The organism is Niallia sp. FSL W8-0635, from assembly GCF_038007965.1.
Lineage (GTDB): Bacteria > Bacillota > Bacilli > Bacillales > Cytobacillaceae > Niallia.
Window position 1 is genome coordinate 2,121,782 of record NZ_JBBOYD010000001.1, and the last position, 14,582, is coordinate 2,136,363.

General features: G+C 35.1%; 15 protein-coding genes, 1 pseudogene and 1 other annotated feature. Of the genes and pseudogenes, 14 read left to right on the plus strand and 2 right to left on the minus strand.

Going from position 1 to position 14,582, the window contains the following annotated elements:
- Positions 1 to 11: 11 nt before the first annotated feature.
- On the minus strand, positions 12 to 539 hold the full coding sequence (locus NYE52_RS09985) for an isochorismatase family protein (RefSeq protein WP_341192923.1): 528 nt from the start codon (positions 537 to 539) through the stop codon (positions 12 to 14).
- A gap of 223 nt (positions 540 to 762) precedes the next feature.
- On the opposite strand from NYE52_RS09985, the gene NYE52_RS09990 reads away from it, so the two are divergent.
- The 13 genes and pseudogenes from NYE52_RS09990 to NYE52_RS10045 all read left to right on the plus strand — a co-directional run bounded on the left by NYE52_RS09990 (position 763) and on the right by NYE52_RS10045 (position 11,994).
- The gene (locus NYE52_RS09990) at positions 763 to 1,236 is read left to right on the plus strand and encodes a DinB family protein (protein ID WP_341192924.1); all 474 of its coding nucleotides are present in this window, start codon (positions 763 to 765) and stop codon (positions 1,234 to 1,236) included.
- Between the two features lie 22 nt (positions 1,237 to 1,258).
- Positions 1,259 to 1,396: pseudogene (locus tag NYE52_RS24720) on the plus strand (alpha/beta fold hydrolase); the annotation flags it as partial.
- 289 nt (positions 1,397 to 1,685) lie between these two features.
- Complete coding sequence (locus NYE52_RS09995) at positions 1,686 to 2,330, plus strand: TVP38/TMEM64 family protein (RefSeq protein WP_341192925.1); 645 nt, start codon at positions 1,686 to 1,688, stop codon at positions 2,328 to 2,330.
- A gap of 173 nt (positions 2,331 to 2,503) precedes the next feature.
- Entirely contained in the window at positions 2,504 to 3,502 is a 999-nt protein-coding gene (locus NYE52_RS10000) for a LacI family DNA-binding transcriptional regulator (protein ID WP_341192926.1), read from the plus strand.
- Positions 3,503 to 3,562: 60 nt separating this feature from the next.
- The gene (locus tag NYE52_RS10005) at positions 3,563 to 5,290 is read left to right on the plus strand and encodes an alpha-glucosidase (protein ID WP_341192927.1); all 1,728 of its coding nucleotides are present in this window, start codon (positions 3,563 to 3,565) and stop codon (positions 5,288 to 5,290) included.
- Positions 5,283 to 7,181 (plus strand): PTS beta-glucoside transporter subunit IIBCA, encoded by a 1,899-nt coding sequence (locus NYE52_RS10010; protein WP_341192928.1) that lies wholly within the window; start codon positions 5,283 to 5,285, stop codon positions 7,179 to 7,181. Before NYE52_RS10005 ends, NYE52_RS10010 begins: the two co-directional genes overlap by 8 nt.
- Positions 7,178 to 8,653, plus strand: a complete 1,476-nt coding sequence (locus NYE52_RS10015; RefSeq protein WP_341192929.1) for a sucrose-6-phosphate hydrolase — start codon at positions 7,178 to 7,180, stop codon at positions 8,651 to 8,653. Before NYE52_RS10010 ends, NYE52_RS10015 begins: the two co-directional genes overlap by 4 nt.
- A 247-nt stretch (positions 8,654 to 8,900) precedes the next feature.
- Positions 8,901 to 9,137, plus strand: a complete 237-nt coding sequence (locus NYE52_RS10020) for a hypothetical protein (RefSeq protein ID WP_341192930.1) — start codon at positions 8,901 to 8,903, stop codon at positions 9,135 to 9,137.
- 79 nt (positions 9,138 to 9,216) lie between these two features.
- Positions 9,217 to 9,684, plus strand: coding sequence for a hypothetical protein (locus NYE52_RS10025; RefSeq protein WP_341192931.1), 468 nt, complete (start codon positions 9,217 to 9,219; stop codon positions 9,682 to 9,684).
- A gap of 92 nt (positions 9,685 to 9,776) precedes the next feature.
- The gene (locus tag NYE52_RS10030; RefSeq protein ID WP_341192932.1) at positions 9,777 to 9,989 is read left to right on the plus strand and encodes a hypothetical protein; all 213 of its coding nucleotides are present in this window, start codon (positions 9,777 to 9,779) and stop codon (positions 9,987 to 9,989) included.
- Positions 9,990 to 10,041: 52 nt separating this feature from the next.
- Complete coding sequence (locus NYE52_RS10035; protein ID WP_341192933.1) at positions 10,042 to 10,899, plus strand: AraC family transcriptional regulator; 858 nt, start codon at positions 10,042 to 10,044, stop codon at positions 10,897 to 10,899.
- A 223-nt stretch (positions 10,900 to 11,122) separates the two neighbouring features.
- Positions 11,123 to 11,272: a hypothetical protein gene (locus tag NYE52_RS10040; protein WP_341192934.1), complete on the plus strand. Its 150-nt coding sequence runs from the start codon at positions 11,123 to 11,125 to the stop codon at positions 11,270 to 11,272.
- Between the two features lie 329 nt (positions 11,273 to 11,601).
- Positions 11,602 to 11,994 carry a hypothetical protein gene (locus tag NYE52_RS10045; RefSeq protein ID WP_341192935.1) on the plus strand — a complete coding sequence of 131 codons (393 nt, stop codon included), beginning with the start codon at positions 11,602 to 11,604 and terminating at the stop codon, positions 11,992 to 11,994.
- A gap of 62 nt (positions 11,995 to 12,056) precedes the next feature.
- On the opposite strand, the gene NYE52_RS10050 is transcribed toward NYE52_RS10045, so the two are convergent.
- Entirely contained in the window at positions 12,057 to 12,350 is a 294-nt protein-coding gene (locus NYE52_RS10050; protein WP_341192936.1) for a hypothetical protein, read from the minus strand.
- A 122-nt stretch (positions 12,351 to 12,472) separates the two neighbouring features.
- Positions 12,473 to 12,685, plus strand: a binding site (T-box leader).
- A gap of 49 nt (positions 12,686 to 12,734) precedes the next feature.
- Here NYE52_RS10050 and argS point away from each other — a divergent pair.
- Positions 12,735 to 14,411, plus strand: a complete 1,677-nt coding sequence (argS, locus tag NYE52_RS10055; RefSeq protein ID WP_341192937.1) for an arginine--tRNA ligase — start codon at positions 12,735 to 12,737, stop codon at positions 14,409 to 14,411.
- The last annotated feature ends 171 nt before the right edge of the window (positions 14,412 to 14,582 follow it).

The following is a 14,582-nucleotide window of genomic DNA, read 5'->3' on the forward strand; positions in this document are numbered from 1 at the left end:
GCCCCTTTAGGTTATAGTTTTAATTCACCTTTTATCACTGTCAGAAATCGATTATTCCAAATTGCTTCATGATGATTAATAATATCCTCTGCACGTAAAACGGGACCATTAATCGTACTTTGGGTGTTTTGGAAAAGTAGATTATTTTGAAATCCCAAGCTATAGGCTGCTCGAATAGTAGTATCAAGACAAAACTCAGTTTGAGCACCAGCAAAAATAAGCTGTTTTATTTTCTTGCTTTTTAGATAATCCAAAAGTTCTGTTTGATAGAAAGCGTCCCATTTTGTTTTTCTGATTATCTTATCCTCAGAGGAAACCAATAAAGTTTGATGAAGTTTCCAATCATCTTTTCCCTCAAAAAGTTCATCCTGTTCATTTGAATCTGTATGTTGGATAAAAATAACCTGAATATTTTTTTCGTGAGCTTGATTGATTAGTATATTGATATTTTGTACAATTTGATCCTTATTGAATAAACAGTATTGGGGATGGTTAAAGAAAATTTCTTGCATATCGATGATAATAAGTGCTTGTCTCATAAAATAACACTTCCTGTTTGTTTCTTTTAAAGTATAGCAGATGGAAAAGGAGCTAAACAAGGACATTTAAGAAAGATTCAAGGCTAATAAATTCAAAGCAATAGGTCCGTCTTCATATCCTCTTTGTTTAAAAGTCAGAATAAACGAGTTTTAGTGTTGAATATATGATAGAATAGACTATAATCAAAAATGCGAACGTATATTCTTTTTAGGAGTGGCGTTATTGAAGAATTCATATATTACTAGTGCACTAAATCAAATAGAAATAGCTTTAAAAACAATAATCAAAATAATAGAGACATTAGAAGAGGCTGACTTACAGAAAAGGCCAGCAAGTAATAAACGTTCGATAGGTGAGCTATTAGAACATATTGCTGTAATTTGTAAGGCTGATTTATTGATATTAAACGGTTCGATTCAAAAAGAGATGACGGAATACTATTCTAGTGTTTCATTAAAAAGTGTCAAGGATGTAAAAGATGCTATTGCCTATAATTATGAAACATTAAAAGAAAGCTATAGCAATCTCACAGAAACAGAATTACAAGAAAGAACGACATCATATTGGGGAGCAACCTATACAAGGTATGAATGGCTATTAGAAATAGTCGCACATATCTATCATCATAGAGCTCAATTACATACACTGCTAGTTTACTGTTATGGAAAAGATGTAAATATTTCATTATTTGAATAAGCTGTATCAATAGATACATATATTTTCTAGAGCAACATTTGCTGTTTTAGATAGAGCGGGCCATAATTTGCAGGTTGAACAAGCAAAGTTATTTACTTCTATTATCAATGAGTGGTTAGATAGAGTAGAAGAAGACATTAGCCTTACTCAGGAGAAGTAGACAATTGACTGGGTAAAAGACATTATTCATTTTACAAGGTTTATGCCAATGAATAGTGTTTTTTTGTGCAATCATATGTTAATTGAGGGCTTTAATGAAGATTTATTAGACAACTTAGATTCAAAAAAATTAAAAAAGGGTAGAAAACTGATAATTATAAAAAAAAGGAAAAGAATAAATTTGTAGTAAAATGAATCATCTAAAGTGTACCACTCTTTAGTATGTGACATATAATTTATGAAAAAGGTGATTTATTATAAAACATTTTTGGAAGCCATTCACATTTTTTGTGACGATCAGCCTCTTTATTCTATTTTTCCGCTATACCGATATCTTACAGGCTATTCGTCAAGGGGAGATTGATTCTGTCACATCTGTATTTAAAGATAATATTACTTATGCACTTATAGTAAGTTTATTTATAATGATTATTCAAAATAGCTTTACCGTTATCCCGTTAATATTAGTTATTACCCTAAATTTTTACTCGTTTGGCTTCTTTTATGGCTTTTTGTGGAGTTGGTTGTCAAGTGTGATAGCAGCAATGATTATCTTTCTTGCTATACGCTTTTGGTTTCAAGATTTCGTTCATAGCAAAGTCAAAAATCACCAAGATATGCTTGATAAAATCGAACATAAAGGAATGAGATATGTAATCTATGGTAGGGTTTTTCCTTTCTTCCCGACTAGTATTTTAAATATCATTGCAGGAGTAAGCAATATTTCTTTGCGTCCTTTTACCATTGGAACAGCGATAGGAAATTTCTTTTACTTTTTTGTCCTTGCATTAATTCCCTACGGTGTATTCTCCACAAATATTAATCCACTCGCACTAATTGTTATTATTTTGCTGATTACTGGAATTTTTTATTATTTTAACAGAAAAAAGCCATCCTTTATGGAAAGAGTAAAGGAAATGAAGAAAAGAGCATAATCAAATTTTCCGAAAGGTAGAATATCTACTTTTCGGTTTTTTTCATCTCCGACTTTATAATTTAGAATAATATATTTGGAAAGAAAGTTTATACTTACTTTTTCTTGACAATCCATTAAAAAGAAATTATAGTAATTATGAAATCGATACCATAGAAGAAAGGAATGCTTTTTATGGCTACAATAAAGGATGTGGCGAAAAAGGCAGGACTATCTGTTTCAACAGTTTCTCGATATTTAAATAATCATCCTTATATTTCCGACGATAAACGAGAAAAAATCAGAAAAGCAATGGTGGAGCTCAATTATACTCCTAGTTCTGTTGCAACTCAGTTGAGGTCGAAAAAGGGTACAATGATTGGCATTTTGGTATCTCGTATTACCAATCCATTTTTTTCATATTTGGTTGACTCCATTGAGAGGCAAGTGAAACTACATGGATACAATGTTTTAATTATGCAAACTTATGATGATAAACATGCGGAGATCAAAATGTTGGAGATGCTAAAGCAGCAAGTCCTTGCAGGTCTAATCATGTGTTCAGTAGAAGGAGACCCTGCTGTTATTGAATCTTATCGAGAATTTGGACCAATCGTATTATGCAACGAACAAATTCCTAGTACAACGATACCACAAGTTTACACAAATCAAGAAAAGGCAACGTATGATGCTATTAACTTCTTAATTAAAAAAGGTTACCGCAAAATTAGTTACTGTACGGGAGGTAGCTTAACTCAAGGTGGACATGGGAATGCTCGTACCAGAGGATTTGAGAAAGCAATAACAGAAAATCAATTGCAAATGAAAATAGATTGGATATTCAAACAGGTTCATACAATTAAAGATGGTCAGGAAATTGCGAAGAAAATTTTGGCTTTGCCTCCTGAAAATCGACCAGATGCAATTTTTACAAGTAGCGATGAAGTTGCTAGTGGAATCCTCCAAATTATGATGGGAGCTGGAAAGAAGATTCCAGAAGATTTAGCAATCATGGGTTTTGATAATCAACCATTTACCGCAATGTTAACAGTACCATTGACAACCATTTCACAACCAGTAGAAGCATTGGGAAAAGAAGCGACTAATTTGTTGATGGCACATCTTGATGGAATAAATTATCAAATTGATCATTCGGAATTAAATTTAGAACTAATTATCAGAGAATCTGTGTAAACAGATTCTTTTAAAAACAGTGTTATGGTATCGATATCATAAAAGGGGGAACGTGTAATAATGGAAAATGCCTTTCAAAAAGATACACCAAAGATATTCATGGAAAAACCAATATGGTGGAAAGATGAAGTTGTTTATCAAATTTATCCAAAAAGTTTTTATGACAGTAACAATGATGGAATTGGTGATATCAAGGGGATAACTCAAAAATTAGATTACTTAGAGAAACTTGGAATAACTATGCTTTGGATTTGTCCAATTTTCACCTCACCAATGGTTGATAACGGCTATGATATTTCTGATTATAAAGGTATTCAACCGGAATTTGGCACAATGGCTGATTTTGATGAATTATTGACAGCCGCTAAAAAGAGGGGAATCAAAATTATTTTAGATTTAGTTGTGAATCACTCTTCTGATGAGCATGTATGGTTTCAATCTGCCCTAAATGATCCAACAAGCAAATATCGCAATTATTATATTTTTAAAAAAGGAAAAAATGCTAGTCCTCCAAACAATTGGCGTTCAATCTTTGGTGGAAGCGTTTGGGAAAAAGTTCCGAATGAAGAAAATATGTATTATTTTCATACATTTGATAAAAAGCAGCCTGATCTTAATTGGGAGAATCCAATTCTTCGTCAAGAAATTTATGACATGATAAATTGGTGGTTAGAGAAAGGTATTTCTGGGTTTCGAATTGATTCGATTACTTTCATTAAAAAGGACCAAGACTATGCAGATGTAACCCCAGATGGTGCGGACGGATTAGCTAGTGTAAAGCATAAAGGCCGGAATCGTCCTGGCATTAAAGATTTCTTGACTGAACTGAATCGTGAGACTTTCCAAAAATATGAATGTGTTTCGGTTGGAGAAGCTCCAGGAGTTACATATGAGGAATACGATCAATACATTGGTCATAATGGCTATTTTAATATGATATTTGATTTTCATTATGCCGATATAGATGTAGAAAGTGGAAGTGAATGGTTTAGAAGAACTAATTGGCAAGTCAAGGAACTTAAGGATCAAATTTTCAAAAGCCAAGAGGCAATTCAAAGAAACGGCTGGGGAGCCAATTTTCTGGAAAATCATGATCAGCCTCGCTCTATCTCAAAGTATATCAATGATCCAAAATATCAAAATGACATTGGTGCTAAGGCATTAGGTACTTTGTTTTTCTTCCTAAGAGGAACACCTTTTATTTATCAAGGGCAAGAACTGGGAATGAAGAATTTTATTCGGGAAACAATTGCTGATTTTAATGATGTATCTAGCCTTGATAATTATCAACGATCAATGTTAGAAGGCTTCACTAGTAAAGAGGCATTGGAGTTTGTCAACCAGCGTTCCCGTGATAATAGTCGAACACCTTTTCAATGGAATGCTAGTGAAACAGCAGGGTTTAGTGAGTCTACTTCACCATGGTTGAAAGTAGTTGGGGATCATAAGACAATAAATGCTGAGTTACAAATGGAACAGGAAGATTCAGTATTTTATTATTATAAAAAAATGATTCAATTAAGAAATAGCTCAAAATATCGTGATACGTTGATTTATGGAGAGTTTGTTCCTGTTAATACCAATGATTACATTATTGCATATGAAAGAATAATAGATACGGAGACGATTCAAGTAGTAATTAATCTAAGAAATCAAGCTTCTTTTATCGATGGAATTAGTGGAGAGATTCTATTAAATAATTATTCAGAGATAACTTGTGAGAGAAACGGATTGAAATTACAACCATATCAAGCACTTGTGCTAAGAAAGGATAAAAATCATGAATAAGGAACTGAATTACCAAGATATTGCCAAAAAAATTGTTGCTGTAGTCGGAGAAGATAATATCGTCTCCGCTACACACTGTGCTACTAGACTACGCTTACAAGTAAAAAATCGTAAAGCAATTGATGATTCACGTGTTGAAGAAGTAGAACAGGTAAAGGGTGTATTTTATAATGCTGGGCAATACCAAATTATTTTAGGGACAGGGATTGTTAATAAAGTTTATGCAGAAATGCAATCGCTTTATTCTTATAGAGAAAATTCAAAAGATGAAATGATTAAAGATGATTCTTCCAAGTTGCAGCGTGCTGTTCGTAATATTGCTGATATTTTTGTTCCCATTATCCCTATTTTAGGAGCGACCGGTCTATTCCTTGGGTTAAAGGGTGTTCTCTTTAATGAAACTGTATTAAACACAATGGGGTTATCACCAGAAACGATTCCTGCTTGGTTAACTGCAATGGTAACGGTTTTAACCGATACAGCATTTGGTTTTCTGACTGCCTTCATTTGCTGGTCTGCATTTAAAAAAGTGGGTGGACTACCGATTATTGGGTTTCTAATTGGGTTGATGTTAGTATCACCAGCTTTACCAAATGCTTACGCAGTTGCTGAAGGAACAGCAGACCCCATTTTGGCTTTTGGCTTTATTCCTTTGGTAGGATATCAGGGTTCCATCTTAACCGCTTTGATTACAGGAATTATTGGCGCAACTCTTGAAAAGAAACTTCGAAAAGTAATGCCAAATTCGATGGATTTAATTTTTACACCATTCGTAGTCATCTTGGCTTCTGTTTTTATTGCATTATTTATCTTAGGTCCTTTAGTTCATGGTTTTGAGTCACAAGCTGTCAAAGTAATTGAGATTTTTTTACACTTACCATTAGGAATTGGTGGGTTAATTATCGGTTTCCTCTATCCGATTGCTGTAATGACAGGGATGCATCACATGTTTATCATGATTGAAACTTCTTTGATTGCTTCCACTGGATTTAATCCTTTGATTACTGTTTGTGCTATGTATGGATTTGCCAATGCTGCTGTTTGTTTAGCTATTGCTTTGCGAACTAAAAGTGCTTCGGTCAAGACGGCTGGTATTTCTGCGACTGTAACTCAATTATTAGGTGTCAGTGAGCCTGCATTATTTGGAGTTGTCATGAGGGCAGGTATGAAAGCAATTGGTGTTATGCTTGCAAGCTCAGCAATTGGTGGTATGGTACTATCGTTTTTGGGTATCCAAGCAAACAGCTACGGTTTAGCAGTGCTATTATCACCTTTAATGTATATATATAGTCCTTATCAAGTGACAACTTATTTATTAGTTGGAATTGGAACCGTTATCTTAGCATTTGTTTTGACCAACTTAATTGTTTTTAAGAAAGAAAAAGCAAAACCGAACTCAAAAAAATTATCAGGCACCAATGAAACTGCACTCAACACAAGAGTATATGCACCAATTGAAGGAGAGATTGTTCCTATTACTGAAGTAAATGATAAAGTTTTTGCAAATAAGATGATGGGTGAAGGCTTTGCTGTTTTGCCAAGTAAAAAAGATATTACTGCCCCAATTAGCGGGGTAATTGAAATGATTGCTCCAACGAAACATGCCATTGGTATTCGTAGAGAAGATGGTTTGGAAGTATTAATTCATTTAGGAATTGATACAGTAGAATTAGAAGGAAAGCCTTTTGTACTTCACATAAAACAAGGGCAAAAAGTTAAACAAGGGGAATCTATCGGCGAAATGAACATCGACCTAATTAAAGCAAAAGGTAAAGATCCTTCGGTAATGGTAGTGATAACTGAATCAAAGGAAACTATATCAAGCTTGGAATATAATTTTAATTATGTACTGCCCATTTTTGAAATTAAAAAAGGTGTAGAGAAAATATGAAGTGGACGAATGAAGCAAGGTATCAACCATATGAGAAATGGGGGAATGATTACCTAAGAAAATTGGAATCAAAGGTGAAAGAAGCCAAGTGGCGTCTTGATTTTCATATCCAACCTAAGACGGGATTACTGAACGATCCAAATGGATTTACATTTTTTAATAACCAATGGCATCTATTTTATCAGTTTTTTCCTTTTGGTCCAGTTCATGGTCTTAAATCTTGGTACCATATAGTCTCAGATGACTTAATACATTGGCATCCTGAGGGTATCGCAATCAAGCCGGATACGTATTACGATTCCCATGGTGTTTATTCAGGGTCCGCATTACCGATAGGAGATAAGTTGTTTCTTGCATATACTGGAAATATGAGAGATGAAACTTGGCAGCGGGGATCCTATCAAATGGGAGCTTGGATGGATCAGGAAAGTAACATAACGAAAATAGAAAAACCACTCATTAATCAAATACCTAAGGGAATAACAGAACATTTCCGTGATCCCCAGGTTATCAAGTATAACAAACACTATTTGATGTTCATTGGTGCTCAAACTACAAATAAACAAGGAGAAGTTTTGGTATATCAGAGTGATAATTTACTAGATTGGAAAATAAATGGATCGCTAGATTTTAACCAGGAATCAATGGGCTATATGATTGAATGTCCTAATATGGTATTTTTTGATAAACAACCAGTATTAATTTTTTGTCCACAAGGATTAGATAAAAAGGTTACCGACTACCAAAATATTTATCCGAATTTTTATATTGTCGGGGAAAATTATGACCATGAAAGATGCAAAATCAATCATGTGCAAGATTTAATGCTTCTAGATGAGGGATTTGATCTTTATGCAACTCAGGCATTTACTGCTCCAGACGGTCGTTGTTTAAGTATTGGTTGGATTGGTCTACCAGAAATGGAATATCCAACTTTTAAGGATGGGTGGGCACATTGTTTAAGTTTGGTAAAGGAATTAAAGTTGATTAACGGAGAACTATATCAAAATCCAGTTACTGAAATGAAAGCTTTGCGAAAAGAGAATAAGAAAGTTGTCATTAATGACAAAGTGATTACTTTGGAAGGAACTGAGAATTCCTACGAGTTGCAAATTAGAGTGCCTAGTAACAGTATAGGACATATGGAATTTTACGCAAATAAAAAACGAGATCATTTTCTTTGTTTAGAATTTGATACTGGAAAAGGAAAACTCACATTAGACCGTTCTCGAACGTTCAATCCCATTAATCTGGAATATGGGATTGAAAGAACGATTGAACTAAAGAAAAACGAAGAATTATATTTAACGATTTTTGTTGATCAATCAGTTTGTGAAATCTTCATTAACAATGGGCAAAAGGTAATGACCACTACCTATTATCCGGAACAAGATCAAAATAATGTTTATTTGGAAGGGGATAAACATTATTTGGTAGAATATTATCCTTTAAGAAAAACAACTGAACAATGAATAGAATATACTTAATCTACTTTCGCTCAATGAGCGCCTTATATTAGTTCCTAATACTGAATCTCTGTGTTTCATTAAAATAAAGATGAGAGAATATAAAGTAAAATAGAAATAAAAAAAGAGCGTAACAAATTTTCCCGAAAGGTAGGATATCTGCTTTTCGGGTTTTTAAATGGTAAAAATTATGAAACTATTTCAGAGGAAGGTTCGTATACAAACTATAAGCATAAAGAGGGAGGAGTTAACTATGTTAGGATTCATTATTATCGTATTTGTAGCAATCTTCATGATAAATATTTTTAGTGCATCATCAAAAGGAAAGACAAATAACATAAGTCATCATCATAACAGCTATCATTCTCCACCATTTTCAGGAACACCAACAGATGGCCCAAATGCATCTTTCTTTGATGGAGGGAATGATTATGGAGGTTCTTCTTTTGATAGTGGGGGAGATTGCGGAGGCAGTGGAGGAGGAGAATAAAAATATCTCCAAAATTTTCTTTTTATAAAGAAAAATCGAAACTTTTCTGCAATAACAATCGTCCAATAGTTAAAGAGGAATGAAAGGGGATAAAACTGTTCGCATGTTTATGGTGGTAACAATAATTGCATTTATTTTTGTTTGTATTTGGGTACTAATGGATACGATTTACTTTTCCAAGCCACCAAAACCTGAGGTATTATGGAAAGATAACAGAATTCCGACAACAATTGGCTCAAATTGCTGGCAAGGTTCAATGAAAGGATCCTGTGTCGATTATGTCTATGCATCTCCTTGGGATATGGGGTTAAGAAATGGTTCTGTTACTGTGGAACCGAATACAATGATTACGATTGATTTTAATAAAAGACCATTAGAGGGATCATTACAGGTTGCGGAAGTTTTTGAAGATGGGGAAGAAGAATTTATTGAGGTAGACAGAAACCAAATGACTGTTCCAGCCAAAAAAGGAGTATATGTATATATGATCTATGCCCAATGGGATCAAGGAAATCCAAATTATACGTTCTCTATTAAAGTCGAATAGGTTGTCTAAACCCAGATTCTAGCGGGATAGACAGCCTATTTTACCGTGATAAATGCATACATAATTATTTTATAAACAAGGAAGGGAAAGGAATGAAAAATTATCCGATTTTTAATTTATTGGTTGCGCTAGTTTTCCTATTATTATTATTTGTTAGTATGAAGATATTAGACAATTATTTATCTGCTCTTATCATTTTTGGCACTTTTTTCTGTATTTATCTAGGAAGGTCTATTTTCTATTTAATCCGTCATTTTGACAATCAGAAAACAAATCGCATACCTGTCAATAGAAAGCATAAATGAACCGGAAAATGATAATTTATTCCTATAAACTAGTATTAAGGATGTGAGATATGTGACATGGTTGGAAGGATTACAAAAAGCATTGAACTTTATAGAGGAAAACTTAGAAGAAAAGCTGGAAATAGAAGAGATTGCGCGTGTTGCGAATGTTTCTACTTTTCACTTTCAACGCACATTCGCCATCCTTACTGAAATACCTGTAGGGGAGTATATTAGAAGAAGAAGGCTGTCAATAGCTGGGCAAAGCTTGCTTCACTCAAGGGAAAAGATTATTGATATTGCTTTTAAATATGGATATGAAACACCAGAAGCTTTTACAAAGGCATATCGCAAACAACATGGGGTTACACCGAGTGAAACGAGAAAAGGAATAGGCTGTCTGAAAATATATAACCCACTCGTCATTCAAGTACAGCTGAAAGGGGCAGAACCAATGAAGGTAAAAGTAGTAGAGAAAGAGGCATTTACTATTGCCGGTATGAAAAAATCTTATTCTTTTCAAGAAGATGAAAATCTTCGCGAAATCCCTAAGCTCTGGGAAGAGGTAAATAAGAATGGAACAGTGAACGAGCTTTTGATGTTATCAGTAGGTGAAGTGTCAGGCGTACTTGGTGTTTGTGTGGACCAATCAGAACAAGCAGACAAGGATATGGATTACTGGGTAGCAGTTGCAACAGAGGAAAAGTCAGCAAAATATGACCAGCTTATCATTCCAGCATCCAAATGGGCAGTTTTTGAAGTACATGGACCAATGCCACATAGTATGCAAAAGGTTTGGAAACAGATTTATTCGGAATGGATGCCGACCAGTACTTATCAACAAGCAGGCTATATCTCCTTTGAACGATACACAGACGATGATCCATCAAGCGACAATTGCTACTCCGAAATTTGGATACCAGTTAAATAATAGAAAACCGATGGAATGACAATGCTAGGTGAGCATAAAGTCAGATTCCATCGGTTTTTTTTATTGGATGAACGGATTTTTTGGTGGGAGGGAAGAGGCGATTGGCGTTTAGATGGGGGATGAAAACTATTTCTCAGAGAAGGAGAGGAAAAAGTGGCGTTTAGATGGGGGATGAAAACCATTTTTATAGAGAAAGCTAGGGAAAGTGGCGTTCATAAGGGGGATGAAAACCATTTTTCAGAGAAAGCTAGGAAAAAGTGGCGTTCAAAAGAGTGATGAAAATCATTTTTCAGAGGAAGTAAGGAAAAGTGGCGTTCATAAGAGGAGTGAAAACTATATTTCAGTGAAAGCAAGGAAAAAGTGCCGTTCATAAGAGGGATGAAAACCATTTTTCAGAGGAAGTAAGGAAAAGTAGCGTTCATAAGCGGAATGAAAACCATTTTTCAGAGAAAGCTAGGAAAAAGTGGCGTTCATAAGCAAAATGAACCCCATTTGCCAGTAAAACCAAGTGGAAAAAAGCTTTCATAAGAGGCATGACTCCCGTTTTTTTGAAAAAAAGCAACGTCCATAACTAAAACGAATCCCCATTCTTCAGAGAATAATAGAATAATCCTCTCACACTCTCATTCTATCAAAAAATTTAAGAAAAAATTAAGCCAACTCTAGCATAATAAAGCTACATTACAGATAGGAGAGATGAAAGTGAAGAAAATTCAACATTGGATAGGTATTATTGCGATGTTATTCTTATTGGTTCAATCAACAATTGGGGTTGTAGCATATGTAAATAGGGAAGAGCCTTCCGAGAGAATGGGGATGATGGGACAACCTCCGACGGATGCAACTGCCTCAGCAAATACAAACACAAATTCAGATACGAATACCAATACAACCGAAAATAATGGTTTTTCAATGGATAATCAAAATGGCATGGCGCCGTTTAATGGAATGGAAGGAAGAGGCGATGCGCCGATGGGGAACAATGGAAGTACTGCAAGTTTAGTAGGCTACATTGCTGGTATGATTCTTTCACTTGGTGGATTAGTAGTAACCTTCTTAAGCTGGCGAAAAAACAAACAAATCATTGCAGAATAATAGCAGCAAGTAGAAAAAAGCAGCAACCAGATTCTATTCTAGTTGTTGCCTTTTTCATTTGGTCAATAAAATGGGTAATTTCCGTAAGTAGAATAAGCTGGATTATAGCCATATGGTTGGGCGTAAGATGGGAAAGTTTGACCATAATTCCAATGCTGTTGATGCGTAGTAGGAACATGATGGAAAGGAGTAATAATCAGAGGGTTACCTGCAGTAAAGCCAGCTGCTGGTGTAACTGCGCCAAGAGGAATAGCTCCAACTCCTACTGCGCCATGACCTACGCCTGCAAAACCACCAGCTCCAACAGGTCCAACAGAACCTATATGTCCACCGAAAGCTCTATTTTGCGAATTCATTATTGTTTCACCTCCCTCCATACTATATGTAAATGGAAAAGATTGGCGCTTGCCTCTTTTTTTATAAAATAAAAAAAGTGTTGGATTCTTCCGAAAAGTGTGTGTATAATAAGAAAAAATATGGAAATTCGTTGAAAAAGAGAGTAGCTAATTGGAAAGCGATAGCGAATTAGGGACGGTGGAAGCCTAATGTGGAACAATTAGTGAAACGCACTTTGGAGATATCATTCTGAATGAAAGTAGGAATGATCGGTTACAGGCCGTTACCTGTTTAAAGTGGTTATGCAAATAACAATTAGAGTGGTACCGCGGGAATTTGAGCTCTCGCCTCTTCGTTTGGAAGAGGTGGGGGCTTTTTTATTTTTTCATAAAAGGAGAATATAGATGAACATCCAATCTGAAATAGCAACTGTATTAGAAGCAAACTTGGATTTACCAAAGGAAACGATTGAACAGCTGTTAGAAAAACCGAAATATGCGCATTTGGGAGATTTGGCTTTTCCATGCTTTACACTCGCGAAATCAATGCGGAAAGCACCACAGCTTATTGCTGCGGAGATTGCGGAAAAAATAGAGTCCCCACTTATTGATCATGTGGAAGTAGTAAGTGGCTATATCAATATTTTCTTCCATCAGCCATTAGTTGCCGCTAAAGTAATGGAGGAAATTCTTGATCAAAATGAGCATTATGGAGATTTTCCACAAGATAAAGGGGTAATGACAATTGATTTGTCTTCTCCTAATATTGCAAAGCCTTTTTCAATGGGGCATTTACGTTCGACAGTTATTGGGAATGCACTTGGCCTTATTGCGGAGAAAAATGGCTATACCCCCATTCGCATTAATCATCTTGGGGATTGGGGGACACAGTTTGGTAAATTAATTGTTGCCTATAAACGGTGGGGAAAAGAAGAGGAAGTTAGAAAAAATCCTATCAAAGAATTATTAAAGCTATATGTCCTATTCCATGAGAAAGCAGAAGAAGATCCACTCTTAAATGAGGAAGGGAGAAAATGGTTTAATTATCTGGAACAGGGAAATGAAGAAGCTACTGAACTTTGGAAATGGTTTCGAAAGGAATCTTTAGAAGAGTTTAATAAAATCTACCAGCTCTTAGGAATTTCATTTGATTCAAATAATGGCGAAGCGTTTTTCAATGATAAAATGGAAGCAGTTGTTGACTTATTAAAGGAGAAAAAGCTTTTAGTAGAATCACAAGGAGCACAGGTGGTAGAGCTTGAAGACTTCCCACCATGCTTAATCAAAAAAAGCGACGGAGCAACGCTATATGCTACACGGGATTTAGCCGCTGCAATCTATCGTCAGGAAAACTACCGTTTTGTTAAAAGCTTATATGTGGTAGGCAATGAACAAATGCTTCATTTTAAACAGCTCTTTCAAGTATTGGAAAAAATGGGCTATGATTGGGCGAAAGGAATGGCGCATATTCCATTTGGCATGATGCTGAAAGACGGCAAGAAGATGTCTACAAGAAAAGGAAAAGTTGTTTTATTAGAAGAGGTACTTCAAGCAGCAATCGAATTGGCAGAGAAAAATATCGAAGAAAAAAATCCCTTACTTGAAATGAAAGAAGAAGTAGCAAAGCAAGTAGGAACTGGGGCAATCATTTTTCATGATTTAAAGCACTATCGTTTAACGGACATAGAATTTTCCTTAGAGGATATGCTTAAGTTTGAAGGAGAAACAGGGCCCTATATCCAATATACACATGCAAGAGCTTGCTCCCTATTACGGAAAGGACGATTTTCCCATCCAGCTACCATTGCTGACTTGCAGTGGGATGATGTCAGTTTTCCAATTGTGAAGATATTAATGGACTTTCCGATAAGTGTGGAAAAGGCCATCGAGCATTATGATCCTTCTGAAATCGCCAAGTATGTTATCGACTTAGCGAAAGCATTTAATAAATATTACGCCAATGTTCAAATCTTAGAAGAGAATGACGAGAAAGAAGCGAGACTTTCATTGGTATATGCTGTTACCCTTGTCTTAAAAGAAGGATTAAGATTGCTAGGCATTTCTGCTCCTGAAGCAATGTAGCAGATTAAAGAATAATCCTTTTGGCTAAAATAGGATATAGTTCGTTAAAAATACATTTGTCATAAAACGTTCACAGAATAGACACAAACAAAGCTGTTTTTTCTTTGAATGAGGTTCCCCGATTTGTTATGATGAAGGAGGTTAACACATGAGTGATAGTGTTAACCTCTC